The 17,490-nt window shown below is 58.5% G+C and carries 11 protein-coding genes and 5 pseudogenes; 10 read left to right on the forward strand and 6 right to left on the reverse strand.

The genetic code is table 11. The annotated features are described in order from the left end of the window. Nucleotide 1 precedes the first annotated feature (1 nt). The 4 genes and pseudogenes from G5S42_RS38865 to istA all read right to left on the reverse strand — a co-directional run. Nucleotides 2-1,174: a pyridoxal phosphate-dependent aminotransferase gene (locus tag G5S42_RS38865; RefSeq protein WP_176112085.1), complete on the reverse strand. Its 1,173-nt coding sequence runs from the start codon at nt 1,172-1,174 to the stop codon at nt 2-4. Nucleotides 1,175-1,478: 304 nt separating this feature from the next. Next, nucleotides 1,479-2,735 carry an ATP-grasp domain-containing protein gene (locus tag G5S42_RS38870; RefSeq protein WP_176112086.1) on the reverse strand — a complete coding sequence of 419 codons (1,257 nt, stop codon included), beginning with the start codon at nt 2,733-2,735 and terminating at the stop codon, nt 1,479-1,481. Beyond that, entirely contained in the window at nt 2,725-3,873 is a 1,149-nt protein-coding gene (locus G5S42_RS38875; RefSeq protein WP_312883707.1) for a saccharopine dehydrogenase, read from the reverse strand. The genes G5S42_RS38870 and G5S42_RS38875 overlap by 11 nt, the downstream gene beginning before the upstream one ends. 754 nt (nt 3,874-4,627) lie before the next feature. Further along, nucleotides 4,628-5,232, reverse strand: a pseudogene (gene istA / locus G5S42_RS38880) (IS21 family transposase); the annotation flags it as partial. Nucleotides 5,233-5,234: 2 nt separating this feature from the next. Between istA and G5S42_RS38885 the strand changes: the two are divergent. The 6 genes and pseudogenes from G5S42_RS38885 to G5S42_RS38910 form a co-directional block, all read left to right on the forward strand. After that, nucleotides 5,235-6,142, forward strand: a pseudogene (locus G5S42_RS38885) (IS110 family RNA-guided transposase); the annotation flags it as partial. Between the two features lie 540 nt (nt 6,143-6,682). Next, complete coding sequence (locus tag G5S42_RS38890; RefSeq protein ID WP_176112039.1) at nt 6,683-7,708, forward strand: IS110 family RNA-guided transposase; 1,026 nt, start codon at nt 6,683-6,685, stop codon at nt 7,706-7,708. Nucleotides 7,709-8,078: 370 nt separating this feature from the next. Beyond that, complete coding sequence (locus G5S42_RS38895) at nt 8,079-8,885, forward strand: IS5 family transposase (RefSeq protein WP_176112088.1); 807 nt, start codon at nt 8,079-8,081, stop codon at nt 8,883-8,885. Between the two features lie 105 nt (nt 8,886-8,990). Further along, nucleotides 8,991-9,212, forward strand: a complete 222-nt coding sequence (locus tag G5S42_RS45325) for a tyrosine-type recombinase/integrase (protein ID WP_312883708.1) — start codon at nt 8,991-8,993, stop codon at nt 9,210-9,212. Continuing rightward, on the forward strand, nt 9,209-10,153 hold the full coding sequence (locus G5S42_RS38905; protein WP_176112090.1) for a tyrosine-type recombinase/integrase: 945 nt from the start codon (nt 9,209-9,211) through the stop codon (nt 10,151-10,153). Before G5S42_RS45325 ends, G5S42_RS38905 begins: the two co-directional genes overlap by 4 nt. Then, nucleotides 10,150-11,148 (forward strand): annotated as a pseudogene (locus G5S42_RS38910) (site-specific integrase). Before G5S42_RS38905 ends, G5S42_RS38910 begins: the two are co-directional and overlap by 4 nt. A gap of 472 nt (nt 11,149-11,620) precedes the next feature. On the opposite strand, the pseudogene G5S42_RS38915 reads toward G5S42_RS38910, so the two are convergent. Both G5S42_RS38915 and G5S42_RS38920 read right to left on the reverse strand, forming a co-directional pair. Next, nucleotides 11,621-12,828: pseudogene (locus G5S42_RS38915) on the reverse strand (IS91 family transposase). A 160-nt stretch (nt 12,829-12,988) separates the two neighbouring features. Further along, nucleotides 12,989-13,714: pseudogene (locus tag G5S42_RS38920) on the reverse strand (tyrosine-type recombinase/integrase); the annotation flags it as partial. Between the two features lie 662 nt (nt 13,715-14,376). On the opposite strand from G5S42_RS38920, the gene G5S42_RS38925 reads away from it, so the two are divergent. From G5S42_RS38925 to G5S42_RS38940, 4 genes are all read left to right on the forward strand, one after another. Next, a complete protein-coding gene (locus G5S42_RS38925) occupies nt 14,377-14,604 on the forward strand; it encodes a hypothetical protein (RefSeq protein ID WP_176112091.1) in 228 nt (75 codons plus the stop codon). Nucleotides 14,605-14,649: 45 nt separating this feature from the next. After that, nucleotides 14,650-15,306: a hypothetical protein gene (locus G5S42_RS38930; RefSeq protein ID WP_217710315.1), complete on the forward strand. Its 657-nt coding sequence runs from the start codon at nt 14,650-14,652 to the stop codon at nt 15,304-15,306. A 392-nt stretch (nt 15,307-15,698) separates the two neighbouring features. Continuing rightward, complete coding sequence (locus G5S42_RS38935) at nt 15,699-16,085, forward strand: hypothetical protein (protein ID WP_176112092.1); 387 nt, start codon at nt 15,699-15,701, stop codon at nt 16,083-16,085. Between the two features lie 28 nt (nt 16,086-16,113). Further along, nucleotides 16,114-17,415: a S8 family serine peptidase gene (locus G5S42_RS38940; RefSeq protein ID WP_176112093.1), complete on the forward strand. Its 1,302-nt coding sequence runs from the start codon at nt 16,114-16,116 to the stop codon at nt 17,413-17,415. Nucleotides 17,416-17,490: the final 75 nt, after the last annotated feature.

Below are 17,490 nucleotides of genomic sequence, written 5' to 3' on the forward strand. Positions count from 1 at the left end.
ATCAATACTGCTCACGAACGAATTGTTCGATTCGATAGCACGCCTCATTCAGTCTCTGCTCATCCACCACCAGTCCTAGCCTCACGAAGCCATTCGCAGTAGGACCGAAGAGACTGGCATCCAGCAGAGAAACGCCCTTCTCTCGAAAGAGTTTCCAAGTGAAGTCATATGTGCTCAGTCCCGTTTCGCGGATGTCGATCATCATGAACATGCCCGCCTCGGGAAGCAGACATTTCACATTTGGGACGGCATGCAGGCATTGAAAAACCGCATCACGCCGACGGCGATATAGTTCTCGCATCTGGGCAATGACGGATTGACGTTGTTCAAGCGCCGCCACGCCGGCTTGCTGAATAAAACCCGGTAGTCCATACGACATACAAAGTGCCAGTCGACCCAGATGACCGATCGCTGGTTCCGGTGCGATAACCCACCCTAGGCGCCAACCGGTCATTGCATACGACTTCGAAAAGCTTCCCAACGTCATCGTTCGGCTCGCCATGCCTTCCAGAGAGGCGATGCTAGTGTGGTCGCGCTCAAAAGTGAGGTCTGCATACACCTCGTCAGCGACGACCCATAAATCCCGCTCGCGCGCCAGCGCAGCGATGAGTTCAAGTTGCTCACGCGACATCACCGCGCCAGTCGGATTGCAGGGCGTCGCGAAGAAGATTGCGCGTGTGCGCGCACTGAGTGCGAACTTAAGCGCCTTGCAGTCCAGATGGAAGCCATTCGCAGCGTCCACCGCTACGGGCACGAGCGTGGCGCCCGAAGCACGGATTGCCGCTTCGTACGTCAGATACATCGGCTCAGGCACAATCGCTTCGTCGCCCGGCCCGCAAACGCAGAGCGACGACGCGAACAACCCATTCTGAACGCCGGCACAGACAAACACATTCGACTTGGTCACCTGACGGCCCGTGTCGGCCTGATGTTCTGCCGCGATCGCCTCACGCAGATTGTCTCGACCAACGCCGCCGGTGTAATGTGTATCGCCGTCGCGCAGAGCGGAAATGGCACGGTCAACGATGGGAGCGGGAGTTGGCAAGTCGGGATCGCCGACGCTGAGCACGATCACGTCTTCGCCCCGAGCGGCTGCGCGCCGGGCCGCCTTGTGAATGTCCCACGCCGACGTTCGCGCGCCCTGCAAACGGTCGACGAGATTCGCGAATTTCAAGTTAACCTCCTCTAAAAAATCGAGGCGAGTTCCACTCGCTTTTTTTGATCGTGCGTGTGTCTATACCTCTTGGGATGGGTCGATAATGTACGGAGGAAACCGAAGTATCAACCTCGACCGGCCGATGATTTCAAACGTTGGCTCGCAATGCGATAGCCGGATACACAACCTCGCTAACGAATTGGACAATAGTTCCATACCGCTTCGCGGGCCGCTAGGGCAACGACTTGCCGCACACATACGACAACGCAGTTTTCCTAAAAATGGCCATTTCAGCGAGAAGCTGCGTCCAGCAGTCGGTCGACTATGCATCCAATAACCGCTGAAACATCTTTGATTCGAGTTCTCGAAAGCGGACATAATCTCTCTCCAGAGCCTGATTGTCGTTGGATAAGAGAAAGGCATAGCCCGGTCGGCCGGCGCTGTCGTGTGTCTTTGGCAGATAGTCGCCGATCTCTGGAAATACAACCATCCGCTCCAGTGTCGCTAATTCGGCGAAAGGACTAAGATCGGGATTATTCATGACATGTCCAGCCCTATTGGAACACATGTAGACAAACCTCAGGCCTTCTTGTCTTGACGCACGCAATGCGTTCGCTCGCCAACGGAACTGTCCCGGGTTTAATACTGTTTCAACCGTCACAGAAAGTTGACTGTACCCTTGCGCTTCCTCGACGGCCGCGAACAGTTGAGCGCCGCTCAGGCGCGCGCCGCACTCAATGAGTCGCGGTCCATCGACTGTCAACATTACCTCACAGTGTGCCGCGCCGTTCCGAATTCCGAGCGCGTCAAGTGTATCAAGAACATATCTCTCGACCTTTTCGAAAATTTCGGTCCGCCGCATTACGAGTTCGGCATAGTCATCTGTCGAGATTCTGTCTTCCAAGCCACCGACACCGATCCACATATCAGTGACAAAGTGATCGCCCTCGCAGCTGACGCTATTTACCATCAACTCGTCACCTTGAAGACGTTCTTGAATCACGAACTCGGTATTTACTACTCCTGTCACGTTGGTTTTACCATGATTTGCCGCGAACGCGGCTTTTATGTCGTTGTTACTCGAACATAGCACGACACCATCCGACCTGGCTCCCATTGTTGGTTTGAATATGACCGTGCCCAACTCCGACTCACTGTACCAAGTGAGAAGCTCGCTGAGCGACTGTGAAGCAAACTGCCTCATGCTGGGTACACCAGTCTTTCTGAGTGCTTCGATCATATGAAATTTGTTTCTGCGAGCGGACGTTGTTGCAGCGTCATTTCTCGGAACAGTGAAATTATCAGCTAATAAATCCGCGACCACGACACCCGACTCGCAACCGGGCATGATTGCTTTGACTGAATACGCGCGGAGCTTCGCGAGTAGCTCCGACAGGGTATTCCGTTCAAGACTGAAGTTCGCGATATAGTCGAGTGGGTTGTAGCCAAAACGCGACGTTCTTTCGGTGGAGCTAACGTGTATGCACTCATATCCATGACCGACGAAAGCAGGTGCCAAGTATCGTCCAGAATACCATCCGTTAACAATCACTATCACGTTCCTACTTCTAGTTTGCATTTAGCGTCCTCGCAATACTAGACACAAAATTGAGATGTGCAGTGCACCACGCTGGCGAGACCAAATAGTTATTGCATATGACCAGCTCACATAGGAAAGGAAACAACTCGTTGCTTATTGTCGAACTGGAGTCCACAGGTAACAGCGACGCTACATTGTCTATGGCAACGACATCAACGGCGATTTCTCCTGAACCGCATCTTCGTATCGGTCTTGAGAAATCGGTTGGCTCCCGATATATACGTATAGGATTATATGGACTCGCCGCGTCGCAACTTACGTCGCCAACCATCGAAAGTCGATGTGGTTCCACGAGCATTTCTTGATTAAGCAGTACGGGTGTTGTCTCGTCTGACCGTATGCAGTTGAAAAGGATGTCAAAATCTAAAATTTCTCTACGCAAGCCCGAACCAGTCTCCGCTCGCCCCCACCATTCATGGCATAGACCAAGGACATTCATCAGGTGACGTACTCCCGATCCGGTCATTCCTTTTGCACCAGCTATGACAATCCTCGCGCTTCTTACCTTTTCAATCTTCCGCTCCAAAAACTCCACGAGATCTTCAAAGCTGCCATGGAACGGTTTCTCGAGGGATACTTCTGCCATATTATTCATCTTTCTTTCCATAAGTTCCAGGGTCACAGCAGCACCACACACGCCCGCCCAGAAACTTACCCCCCGGCTTACGAGTTCTGCGCCCCTAAAGTCTCGAAGATACTCAAGATCGAGCAGTGTTCCACCGCCTCGAATGAACCTGTCAAGCAGATCACCCGCGCGCATCTGTTGTTTGAAGACATGGCCGAAATAGATGTGGGTGTGCCGGATCTCCTTGACATCTTCACTGAGCTCTTTCAATCCTAAGATGTACGCATCTGGAGGCGCGTATTGCCAAGTCTGCGGCTTTACGATCTCACAACCGACCATTTCATATTGTACGTCAGAGAAGCACCGCATCGGAGATTGCTCTACAGTGACTCTAATCCCTTTCTTGACTAGCATCGCTGCATGAATCGGTATAAGCGGCGTGCGGCGCTCAAAATGTTTGGTTTCGCATCGAAGCCAGAAGTGCATGAAGTCCTCTTGAGCCAGTGGAAAATTACGCCTATCGTGAAGCTCGACTACAGCTATGACAGACACCCAGACACCCTCCGATAACTCCGCCTTGGCGCAAGATTTACGTTCTTCTCGCGAAGCGACACAGTTAATGTGTAATCTTGCCTCGTGTTTGTAAATGAACTCATTGAGCCGCGCCAGTAGTATTGGCATACCGACGTACACTCACCAGACAGAGTAGTTTTCCGGAAGGGCGAACCATAGAAAGTGGAGACACTGCGTACTCCCTTTAAATTGAACGTGAAAGTAGATTGCCAATTTTGCTGGCCAAGCACCGCGCTGCAAAAACGGGCAACATGTGCTCAGCTGTCGGTGTGGTCTGTCTTCTTCTGTCGCGTTATGCCTCGACGGAATTGTGTCCACGCGGACCACTCTTGTGCACATTTTGTGCCAAATTCGCACGAGTCGGCGAATCGCTAGTCGATTCGGCCTTCCGGCGAGTTTTGCGTTCCTGCGGACTGTAGAATTCTGGGTGTCGCCGTTACGACAAACATGCTTAGTTTTGTCGCAGACGCGACGTTTGAGAACGTTGTGAGCGCGGCAATGGCAGAGATCATCAATCCCCGAAGCACCATCGTTGATATGCTCGCCCGCCTCCAAGCTCTGGTGCGCTGGAAATTGTTTTTGTATCCTTCACGTGGCTTCTGCGTGCGCTAACCTTGTTTGCGAAGAACGGAATCAAATAACCTCCGTCGTCGCTGCAGATGGTTGCATCTCTGCGTATATCTCAGAACGCCTTTTCTGATCGAGCATTGACTTCGCCGTCAGAAGAAGCGACTGAAAGACATCGCCCGATATGCGCATGCGCTGCCTCGACATCATCCAAGGTAAGGCCCGATTGCTTCAGGGTCGCCGCCAGCGGCACTACGAAACTCTCCTTCAGATGCCGCTCAAAACGTTCGACTTTGCCCTTGGTCTTGGCCCCCCGTAGGGGCGGCATACTTTCGGTGTGAAGCCGTACGTTGCCGCCAGTGCAAGCAACTGAGCATTCCATCGATGCTGGCTTTCGCCGAAGGGATCGCATTCGACAATTACTGACTTCGCGTTATCAAACAGCACTTGCTCGGGCGTTCCACCAAAGTGGAAAAACGCTTCGTGCAGGCACTCGCACAGGGTCGTCGCATCCTCGCCGGCGGTGAAGCGCACGAAGCTCGGACGGCTGTAGCCACGCGTCGCCACCAACGCCGGCAGTGGCACTGCGGCCCTGCGAATGACCGCAAAGTCGGCGTGCATCTGCTTGCTCGGCGCCGTCTCGAAGCGAACCACCGGCTCCGCTTCGGCGTGCTTATGCGGCGCTAGAAATGCCTTCAGTTGGCTGATGCCGCCTTCATAACCGGCATCGCGCAGTTCTCCAAGCAGCACCGTCGCCGGAATCCAGTGCGGCGAGCCGCAAACAGTTGCACGAATTCTTCGCGACACTTCACGCGTGCATAGTGGTCATGGAATCCTGTGCCGGCGCGCACTACGTCGCTCGCAAGCGGGCTGATATTAGCCATCAGGTTAAGCTGATCTCGCCGCAGTTGTGAAGCCTTTCGTCAACAGTAACAAAAACGACTTTGCGGATGCCGAGCCGATCTGTGAGGCAGCTTCGCGTTCGTCGATGCGCCTCGTGACGCCGAAGACGGAATCCCAACAGACGCTGTCGGTACTGCATCGGGTGCGAGAATCTCTTGTACGCGACCGTACCAAGACCGTGAACGAGATGCATGGCTTTCTGCTCGAGTTCGGCATCGGGCTACCGACTGGCCTGGCAGTTATTTGGCGCGTGCGGGCCATGCTTGCCGAACATATGTTGCCGCCCTATGTGGTCAGCACGCTGCAAGGTCTACACGCCTACTTCAAATACCTCGGCGGGCAGGTCGACGAGATTGAGAAGGAGATCCGGCTGCAACTAGCCGACGGTGATCTCGGCCAGCGTCTGCTGAGCATACCGGGCGTGGGCCCAATTACCACAAGTGTACTTGCAGCGGAGACGGGCGATGGCCAGCAATAAGGATGCAGTCGCGATTTTTCCGCGGCCGTTGGCCTCGTACCGCGGCAGTACAGCACAGGCGGTCGATCCAATCTACTAGACAGCAGCAAGCGCGGGGACAAAAATCTCAGGCGCTTGTTGGTGCAGTGTGCCCGAGCCTACATGCAGCGCCTGGACCGACAGACCGGACGGCTGGCCGCCTGGGTGCGCTCGATGCTCATGCGTCGACATTCCAACGTGGTGGCCTGTGCGCTGGCCAACAAGCTGGCGCGCACCGCCTGGGCACTAGCGATGCACCAAACGACGTTCAATGCAGGATGAGGCGAAATGCGCCCCCGAACGTTTACGCCTGATACGTCAAGAATCAGCGTTGCAAAAAGGGAGGGGACGATAGATTTACATCGGCGCTCACACCAATCGCCACGCGCACCGGTTCATCGTCTCATCGGTTCCGGGAAAGCGTGAGAAACCCAATGCCACTCGCAACGCGACGACAAGCCATATTGATCAGTCGTCACGCTGCAAGGGCGGACAGGATAACCTCTGCTGGGCCTGCCGACCAAGTTGATGCTCGCCAAAAATCGCGCAGCTTAACGCGCACCGAAACCGGACGTCTCACATGGTAGATACCACACTGACGCGTGGTGCACCGGAGGCGCGTCGTCGCTGACGATGCGCGGCCACGCCTATCTGTTTTGCGAATGGCTAACCGTTATTGGCTACATTGTTTCAATTTTATCCACGGCCTAGAGAATGAAAGGGACTTCCCCGTCCCGAGGCTGCGGCGGAAGCCGCGAGTCGGCATCAATGTGCCAGGATGAAGTTGCGAACGTTCATCGACACCAGCGAGAGGGGAAGTCCATGGCTATTATCACTGTCGGAATCGATCTTGCCAAGAATGTATTTGCCGTTCACGGTGTGGACGAGACCGGTAAGGCGATGCTGATCAAGCCGCGTGTTCCGCGCGATCAGCTGGCGACGTTGATCGCACAGTTGCCTGCGTGCCTCATTGGCATGGAAGCGTGCTCCGGCGCGCATCACTGGGCCCGCATGTTCCAGCGGCACGGCCATACGGTCAAGCTCATGGCGCCCAATCTTGTCGCGCCTTATCGCATGTCGGGCAAGCGCGGCAAGAACGACGCGGCGGATGCTGCTGCAATCTGCGAAGCGGTGACGCGCCCGAGCATGCGTTTTGTGCCGCTGAAGGACGAACATCAGCAGGCAACGCTTTGCCTGCATCGGACACGACAAGGTTTCGTCGAAGAGAGGACAGCGACCTACAACCGGTTGCGAGGCCTGCTCTGGGAATTCGGCGTGGTGCTGCCACAGAGCCCGGACAAATTGCGCAGGTACATCACGGAACATCTGGACACATTGCCTGGCTGGGCAAAGCGCAGTATCAGCGATCTGCTTGAGCATGCCGGCCATATCGAGGATCGCCTGCTCGAATACGACCGTGCGATCGCTGAGATCGCGCGTGAGGACGCGCGTAGCAAGAGGCTGATGCAGTTGCGCGGCATCGGCCCAACCACGGCAAGTGCGCTGCTCGCCAGTATTGGTGCCGGGCACGACTTCAGAAACGGCCGACAGGTGGCAGCCTGGATCGGACTTACGCCCGGTCAATATAGCAGCGGCGGTAAGGCGCGGCTGGGCAGCATTACGAAAGCAGGTGACGCCTATCTGCGCGGCCTGCTGGTCAACGGTGCCCGCGCTGTCATTGCTAACCTCGGCGAGAAACAGGATCGCTTCAGCCGATGGGCCCGAACCCTAGTCGAGCGCCGGGGCTACTGGCGGGCAGCCATCGCGATAGCCGCAAAGAACGCGAGATTGGCGTGGGCTGTGCTGAAATATGGTGATGACTTCAAGCTCGAACCAGTGGCAGACTGACTCCGATTCGAGGCTGTCGGCCAACCTGCAACGGGAAACGGGCGCAGACATCATGAGCACATAGAAACGATCACTTTGCACTGCCAGCGGTGATGTGAAGCGGGTTGGACCCGCGCGGAGCGTACCTGAATAACACGGCGGGGATATCCATTCCCGGCTAGAGAATGAGGCCTCTGCGCGCGTCTTTCATCAGGGTCCGGACCATTGGTCCAACATGACCGGTTGTAGAACCGCAGTCCTTCACCTTCTCACACGCACCAGCGCGGCATTGCAGCATGTATCAACAGCGAACCTCGATTGAGCTTGTGCTCAACGGGGAAGCCCTTGTAGGGTGTTATGAACTTTCAGTTGGACCTGGTATCGTGGTGTGATGACACCACGCAAGCCATACCCGACTGATTTGACGGACGAAGAATGGAGCTTCGCCGCTCCTTACTTGACCTTGATGAACGAAGAGGCACCGCAACGCCGATACGAAATTCGCGAAATGTTCAACGCGCTGCGCTGGATGGCGCGAGCCGGTGCCTCGTGGCGTATGCTGCTGACCAACTTCCCGCCGTGGGAACTGGTCTATCAGCAAACACAACGGTGGCTGAACGCGGGTTGTTTCGAGGCGATGGTTAGCGATTTGCGTTCGGTGCTGCGTATCGCCCAGGAGCGCCGGGGGCAACCCAGCGCGGTTATCCTGGATGGACGCACGTTGCAGTCCACGTGCGAAAGCGGCCCGCGTGCGGGCTACGATGGCTATAAGCGCAAGCGTGGCAGCAAGGTACACATGGCGGTCGATACGCTGGGCAATCTGCTGGCTGTGCACATTACGCCGGCCAACGAGCAGGAGCGAGCGCAGGTTGCCGAGCTTGCCCGCCAGGTTCAGCAGGTAACGGGTCAGACAGTGAAGGTGGCATTCGCTGACCAAGGCTATACAGGGGAGGATGCGGCGCAGGCCGCGCGTGATGAAGGCATTGAACTGCAGGTTATCAAGCTGCCGGAGGCGAAAAAAGGCTTTGTCCTCCTGCCGCGTCGCTGGGTGGTCGAGCGCAGCTTTGGCTGGTTGAACCGCTTTCGGCGGCTCACACGAGATTACGAGCGACTTCCGCAGACGCTTGCAGGGCTTCATTTCGTCGTCTTCGCAATGTTGATGCTCGTTCATGCTGCGGCGATTATCCAAGGTTGCTAACACCCTCTAAGTCGTGATCGACCGTCCGGCCCATGTCGGCGGGTATTCTTGCGCTCAAGAGCTCCGTTCACCGGGTTTCGGAGCGCTTGTGCGGTCGGCTCCGTTGTGCGTCATTCGCTCCAGCGCGCCGGCATTGATGCGCCGACTATGGGAGCACACCAGTTTCGCCACGGATTGGCCACCGAGATGCTGTGCCACGGTGCGTCGCTCGGCGAGATCGGCGAACTCCTTGGACACCGGCATCCACAGACCACGAGGATTTACACGAAGGTCGATATCAAGGCGCTGCGTACGCTGGCCGTGCCATGGCCAGGAGGTGTGCGATGAACACGCTTCGGCAAGCAGTCGAGGAGTACGTCACCGTGAGACGTGCCCTGGGATTCAAGCTGAATGAGGCAGACAAGGGATTGCGCGACTTTGTCGGTTTCATCGAACAACGCCGTGCCTCGTACATCACGCAATCGCTCGCTCTCGAATGGGCTCAACAACCATCACACCAGCGACCCGCAAGCTGGGCACAGAGGCTGGGCTTTGTCCGTTTGTTCGCGCGCTATCGCAGTGCAACCGATCCACGCACCCAGATCCCAGCGCAGGGCCTACTTCCGTTTCGGCCGACGCGGGCACGACCATATCTATATTCGGACGGCGAGATCCGGGCGCTGCTGGACGCAGCACTTCATATGCCATGCAGGTTCCAACGGGATGAACTGCAGCCATGGACGTATCATTGCCTGTTCGGGCTCCTCAGCGTAACGGGTATGCGTCTGGGTGAAGTCAGAAACCTTGAGCTTGAAGACGTCGATCGGACGACAGGAATATTGACGATTCGCGGCACCAAGTTCGGCAAGTCGAGACTCGCGCCTTTACATGCTTCGACCTGCAAGGTATTGGCCACCTACATTGCACGCCGGCAATGTCTTTGGACCGGGCGAACCGTGTCATCCTACATGTTCGTTTCCAACAGCGGAAACCGGCTGGACAACAGCGAGATTCATCGCGCCTTTTATCGACTCTCCCGCCAGATTGGGCTGCGCGGCGAATTCGACAGTCACGGGCCACGGCTGCATGACATGAGGCACGTCTTTGCGACGAGAACGCTTTTACATTGGTACCGGTCCGGACAGGACCCCGAGCGTCGTCTGCCCATCCTGTCGGCCTACCTCGGTCATGTCCATGTGGCCGATACGCAGTGGTACCTCAACGCTTTGCCGGAACTCATGCGCGAGTCGATGCGCCGACTCGAGCGGCATTGGGAGAACCGCTCATGAACACGTCTGCCAGCTTTGCTCCCCTTCTGGAACGCTTCTTTATACAGCGCCTGATGCAGCAGCGGCAGGCCAGTCCTCACACCATCATCTCGTATCGAGACACCTTCCGCCAGTTTCTGAGGTTCGCCGAGCAACGCCTGCACAAGCCGCCGTCAGGTATGGACTTCAGGGACATTGACGCCCCGTTGGTCGCGGCGTTTCTGGACGACCTGGAGAAGCACCATGACGTAAGCGTCCGCAGCCGCAATCTCCGCCTCACGGCAATTCACTCGTTCTTCCGGTACGCAACACTCGAAGCCCCGGAGCATTCCGCACAGATTCAGCGCGTGCTTGCCATTCCCAGCAAGCGCTTCACCCGCACGCTCGTCAACTTCCTGACCCGTCCGGAGGTCGACGCACTCCTTGCCGCGCCAGATCAACGTACCTGGTCCGGCCGACGCGATCATGCCTTCCTGCTGGTGGCTGCGCAGACCGGCCTGCGTTTATCCGAGATGACCGGACTCAAACGTGACGACCTCGTTCTGGGTGCCGGCGCTCATGTGCGCGTAGTCGGCAAGGGCCGTAAGGAACGCTGCACGCCGGTCACGAGGTCCACGCGAGCCGTATTGAAATCCTGATTGCATGAGCCGCAGCGCGGTGATGGTGATGTGCTGTTTCCGAACGCCAGGGGAGGACGTCTCAGTGTTCACGGCGTGCAGTATCTGCTAAACAAACATCGAGAAGCGGCCTCAAGAGTGTGTCCCTCCTTGAACAAGAAGCGGATCACAGTCCACTGCTTGAGGCATACGGTGGCTATGGACCTTCTTCAATCGGGCGTTCCTCGCTCAGTGATTGCGTTGTGGCTCGGGCACGAATCGGTAGAAACAACGCAGATCTATCTCGAGGCGACGCTTGCAATGAAGGAGCAGGCCCTTGCGAAGATGTCGCCGCTACGCGGCAAGGCGGGGCGCTTCCGCCCGACAGACCAACTGCTCGCCTTTCTGAATAGCCTGTAGGTTCACGAAACTATGTTGGGCGATCGGGGCGATGCTTCTGTTCTGAGGCGCGCAATCCTTGGGCCAATATGAACTCTCATCGATATCGCCCGACATAGTCCGGCAGGGAAGATAGAGCAGAGATTTTTTTGGTTGGCGATCGCGGCTACTGGCGCGTGAAGAGGCCGGTCGGGGCCAGTCCGCGATCGGTAATCAAAAAAATGTTTGTGCTAAACCGCTCCGCAGGCGCTGGCGCTTATGGGCATTGAATGATCGTCGCGGTGATTTGTGATGCGCGATGCACGGTTGACGCACGCCGGAACCCCGCGGTGGTCCGGGCCTGTTGTGCGAACGCAGCGGGAATGCAGACATCAAAGGGCAAGGAATGCGGAGTTTCGCGACACGGTGATGGTGCGAAGACGGCAAGGCACGAGTCGGTTCGCGTTGGCCACATGGGAAAGACCAACGTGCTGGGGGCCTGTGCTGATGCAGCTCAGTTTCCATCACCGGAATCAGGCGGAGCCCGGGGAAGGATGCCAGGCACACCGCCTTCGATACGGAGCATGTGGCCCTTGCCACACACGGGGCAATCGCGGAGTGACCTGCCGGTGAGCCGCTGGTAGCGGTCACGGTAGTCTTCCGCGATGGCGGGTGACGCAGCGGCGGCCGGCTCGACGCCGAGCAGCCGTCGGCAGGTGGCGAGGCGGGCTGTCCGATGGCGGTTGGCGAGCCACCCGTAGCTGCGGATGCGCTTGAAGCCGGTGGGGAGCACGTGCAGCAGGAAGCGGCGGATGAACTCGTCGGCCGTGAGCGTCATGGTCCTGTGGCGGGCTTCGTGACGGTAGTCCTTCCACCGGAAGAGCACCGAATCACCATCAAGGCGTAGCAACCGGTTATTCGAAATGGCAACGCGATGCGTGTAGCGGCCCAGGTAGTCGAGCACCTGGGCGGCGCCACCAAACGGTGGTTTCGCGTAGACGACCCACTCCGCGTGAGCCGCGGGCGCGAGCCAGGCGGCGAACCCTCGCGGGTCACGCAACGACTCGAGCTGGCCATGAAAATGCAGCGTGCCGGCGTAGAACGCGCGGCGCAGCTGCTCGAGAAAGAGGCGCCGGAAGAGCCGCGAGAGGACCCGCACGGGCAGGAAGAAGCCGGGTCGGCAGGCGATCCAGCGCTCGCCGTCCGGCGCAATGCCGCCGCCAGGTATCACGCAGTGCAAGTGCGGATGGTGAAGCAGATTCTGCCCCACGTGTGCAGGACCGAGATGAAGCCGATCTCCGCACCCAGGTGCTTCGGGTCGGCGGCGATCGTGCGTAGCGTTTCGGCGCTGGTGCGAAACAGCAGATCGTAGAGGGTCGTCTTGTTCTGGTACGCGAGCGCTGCGACGGGCTCGGGGAGTGTGAAGACGACGTGGAAGTACTCGACCGCGGGAAGCAGCTCGGCGCGCCGGCGTTCGAGCCATTGTGCGCGGGCAAGCGACTGGCACTTCGGACAGCAGCGATGGCGACACGAGTCGTAGGCAACGCGCTGATGGCCGCAGGTATCGCACCGCTCGACATGACCGCCGAGCGCCGTGGTGCGGCACAGCTCGATGGCGCTCATCGCTCGGTGCTGGGCACGACTGAGGGCGTCGGCAGGGGTCTGCCGGTACTGAGGGCCGCAGCGGCGGAAGATATCCGCCACCTCGAGCGCCTGTCGCATCGCCGGCTTCAGAAGTACTCGGGCGCAGGTGGCTGGGTGCAATGGGTGCGGGATGTGGCAGCAGGTCGAAGGGACTGGTGGTGGCGCACACGGTGCTCGTCGCCAGCTTGAGGTACCGTGCCGTGGTCGCCAGGCTACGATGTCCCATGAGCAGCTGGATCCTGCGGACATCAGCACCGGTTTCCAGCAGATGCGTGGCGAAGGCGTGACGAAGCGAATGCGGGGTGATGGGTTTCGTGATGCCGCTGCGCTCACGTGCAAGCTGGCATGCGTCGCCAACGGCATGGCGGCTGATGGGCCGCCCCGGAATGGTCCCAGGAAATAGCCATTCCCTCGGGTGGGCATCCTGCCAGTACAGTCGCAGCACCTCGAGCAGACGCGGCGAGAGCATTACGTAGCGATCTTTACGGCCTTTGCCCTGTCGCACGCGGATCATCATCCGCTGGCTGTCGATATCGGTGACCTTCAGGTGTACGACTTCGGAGACACGCAGGCCGGCCGCGTAGGCCGTCATCAGGATGGCGCGCTGTTTCAGGCTGGGAATCGACTCGAAGAAACGCGTGACTTCCTCAAAGCTCAGGATGACGGGCAGCTTCACGGGCCGTCTGGGCAAGGGAAAGTCCTCGTCGCTCCAGTCGCGTCTGAGCGAGACTCGATACAGGAAGCGCAGCGAGCCTACGGCGAGCTGGACACTGGCTGGCGCGAGCTTGCGTTCGTTGGTGAGGTGGATAATCCAGGCACGGATCTCTTCAGGACCAAGCTCCTCAGGTGACCGCCGGAAGTGTCGGGCGAAACTGGAAACCTGCAGGACATAGGTCTTCTGTGTGTTGATGGCAAGGTTGCGGATCTGCATGTCGTGCAACATGCGTTGGCGCAGTGGCGTCATGGCGAGCCTCCTGGAAGCAGTGGGTGGAATGCCCAACCGGGCGTTCACATGCTGCTCCTGCCGACACCGCTCACCATCTCGCCGGGGCCCAGCGCCGGACGACCCTCTTCATGAAACCTCAGCCATAGACGTGTGCCCACCTCCCACTACCGCGTCAGCGGTTTAGTACAGTGGCGCCTATCTCTTCAAAGAGATAGGAGGCACAGTCACGCAAGTCATGTGCTCGCCAGCGGGGCCAAACTGACCAGTGCGCGACAACCTGCGCCATGCGTCAATCGCGACGACGTCGATGTACCTGCACGGCGACGAAATGCAGCGTGCGAGGGATATGGATCAGGCCTTCTCCGCCCCAAAATAGCTCGCTACCTTGTTGATCGAAGAATTTCGAAAATATGCGGTTCCGGCTTACAACCCCAAAATCGGTGAATCATAGTGGCCTACTCAGCGGGAGGTTCCATCATTGGACTACGCTTGATTCGCATCAATGAGTCTGTCACTGGTCGGGACTATGCTACCTTCATAGTGAAGAAATGGGTTTTTCCCATTCCTACCCAGTTCGTCGGAGAAAGCGCAGTCTGCGCAGTGGAACGGAAGCGAAGGAATGCAACCGGCCATTCCACCGCGCGTGCCCAGTCAATTTAATGATTTTCCGCGAGATCATCATGTCCGGAACAGGAGTTCATGTAGATACCGAAAGCGAAATGTTTCGCGACACAACCGACCGCGAACAAGTACGCATCGGTAACTGTCTTTCCGAGCGCGAATTTGAAACTGCGTGCGTGACGGCATATGACGCTCGTCTGGACGCTGTGCCCAACGGCGGCAAGACGAGCGCCGGTGCCGCGCCCTTGGCTTTGATCGAAGGCCGACGCTCAAGCCGACCCGACTGACGGAGCTTGGAAACTGAAACACACTTACTTTAACGGGAGGGCGTTATGCTGCAAACCGCTGCCGATGTTTTCTCCGGCCGTCCTAATCCAACTTGGATCGTCTCAGATGATCAGGAAATCCGCGCCGCGCTCCGCGATGCAGCGAAAGTCAGCGCAGCGTCGATCTCCGCCGCTAGCGAGTCGGGAGGCCGAGGCGAGCTGCGCGGCTTCTATCTCAACGCTGCCAACGATGAGCTGGCCGCGGATCACGGCATATCATCGTCGTTGTACGTTCCGCTCGGTTCCGGCGGCGGCTCGGGCACGTCGCGTGAGCTCGCTGAACGCCTAATTAATCTTGCCTCCGATCAAGGTGTCGCGGCCGGCGCACTTGCCGATGGCGTCGAGGAATCCAATGTCATCAACCATGAAATGCTGCGCGGTCTTCTCACGCAAAAGCTGGGCAAGGAAACAGGTGTGAGTTCCCCCGATTCGAACCCGGCAGCGGAATCTGAGGCTGCCGCCGAGCTTGAGCGTGCGGCGCCTGCGGTGACTTGCTGGGTCGAGTATGCTGCCTATTATCCCGGCTTCTGGAACAACGATCCCAACATCCGGGCGCCCAACAACTGCTACAACTACGCGAGTAATAAACGCACCGACACGTTCGCCCGACCGGGCCGCAGCAGTGGACCCATCAACACGGCCATCACTTGCACCGCAGTGTGATAGGGGGCGCTGAGCGACGGCTTGCACCGGCGATACGTCTGCTTCCCAGATAGCGAAAAGCCGCGTTATCTGGTCGCGCTCGTTATCGCTCCCAGCCCGGGCTTCGTGGATTTTCGCTGGTATCGCAAGAACAAGGAAGGTTTCTGGTGTCACAAGCCCGGCGGAACTGCCGTCAGGAGCGTGGACAATAGCAATCGGATCATTACCGATCCTTCGACGTGCGACCGCGGACCCTACACGCAGTTTTGTGGTTACTTTTATACCTGTCGTTCGCAACGCATTCGCTGATCGCAGCACGGCCGGCCACGCATCAAGGCGCGGCAACGTCGTCTGCCTGCGAGTCGCCGGTCGGGTCGCGGTTGCATGCAGGCTACTACGGAGCGCACAGCGCAATGAGATTTCAGATCGACCTTTTCAGCGGACAGCCCAATCCGTCGTGGGTATTGACGGAGTGCGAAGTCCTCGAACTCCAACGCCGCCTAGGCGGCCTACATGCAAGCGCGAAGAATGTCCTGCCCGATCAGCTCGGCTATCGCGGTTTGCTTGGCACGGTCGAGCCAGCGTCGGCTGATGCGCGACCGCCCGCATCAGCCGACGAGGTCGTTGCCATCGAACTTGGATGCGGCGTGGTTAGGGTGACGCGCAGGAATGGCGCGGTCGAGTTTCTGGCGGACACCGGCCGCTCGGTCGAGCTGTGGCTCTTGACCACTGCTCAGGGAAACGTCGACGAGGCCATCCGGAAGGTAGCGGTCGCGGACGCCGGCCGGGTGTGCTCGTAGGCCGTCCCGCCATCAGGAGGAACCGAAGATGAATTCCGAAGTAAACCAAAACGTCACGCCCGAAACCACGGGCCGATTTATCGTGACCTTTCGTGAGGGCGCGCACAAGGATGCATTGTCGGTACTTGCCGACAGCACCGGTGTGGCCGAGTCAAAAATGTTGAAGAGCGATGATTTCGGCGCGTCCGGTTTGGATGTGGAGCGGGTTCCGGCAGACGGTGGCGCGGTGCTGGATACCCTCGGGATCGCGGTGGTCAACATCGACCCAAGTGCCGCCGGCTCGCTGGCGATGACGGCGGGCGAGGATTCCGCTATCTTGGCGGTCGAACCCGAGGGCGTGATGTATGCGCTGGGGGAACCGAGTCCGATGTCACTCGACTATTTGCGCGGTTTCCGGGATGCTGCTCAAAGCCTGTATGCGTCGGCCAGCGAAGGGCCGGCGGGGGAAGATCTGCTCGATGTCGAAGCAGCGTTTGTCGACACGGCAACGCTGACCTGGGGACTGCAAGCCACCAAGGTGGCGACGTCGCGGTATTCAGGCCAGGGAATCAATGTGGCGGTGCTGGACACGGGGTTCTTCTTGACGCATCCAGATTTCGTCGGCCGCCAGATCGAACCGACATCGTTCATCGCCGGAGTGGGCAGCGCCAACGACGGCCACGGCCACGGCACGCACTGCATCGGCACCGCTTGCGGCCCGCTGCATCCCGCTTTGGGGCCGCGCTACGGCATTGCTCACAAGGCCACGATCTTCGTCGGCAAGGTGTTGACAGATCAGGGACGTGGCGTTGACGGCGACGTCCTCGCTGGCATCGACTGGGCAGTGAGGAACAAGTGTCATGTGATTTCGATGTCGCTGGGCGCAAACGTCGCCACGACCTCGGTGGCATACGAAACTGCTGGCCAACGCGCCTTGGATGCCGGATGCATGATCGTGGCCGCCGCAGGCAACAACGCGCAGCGCTCCGCTGGCCAGTTTAGCTTCGTTTCGCGACCAGCTAACAGCCGATCGTTCATGGCGGTCGGTGCGCTAGACTCGGGCTTGCGCATTGCCGACTTTTCGGCTCGGGACACGGTTCGCCAGCCCGGCACGGCGGTAGACATCGCAGGCCCGGGCGTCGCCGTGTACTCGTCGTGGTCGATGCCCACTCGTTACCGCACCATCTCGGGAACCAGCATGGCGACGCCGCATGTGGCGGGGATCGCGGCACTCTGGGCGCAAGCTAGCGGCGCACGCGGCGCGGCACTGTGGCAGCGTCTCATCGCCAATACGCGCGGACTGTCGTTGCCGACGTCCGATGTCGGCTGGGGTTTGACGCAAGCTCCCTGAACTTTAGTGACGAATAAAAGACGCCCTTCCATCGCGGGGCGGAAGGTCAGAAGCTAGGTGTCCACGTGGACGCCT

The organism is Paraburkholderia youngii (genome assembly GCF_013366925.1).
GTDB lineage: Bacteria > Pseudomonadota > Gammaproteobacteria > Burkholderiales > Burkholderiaceae > Paraburkholderia > Paraburkholderia youngii.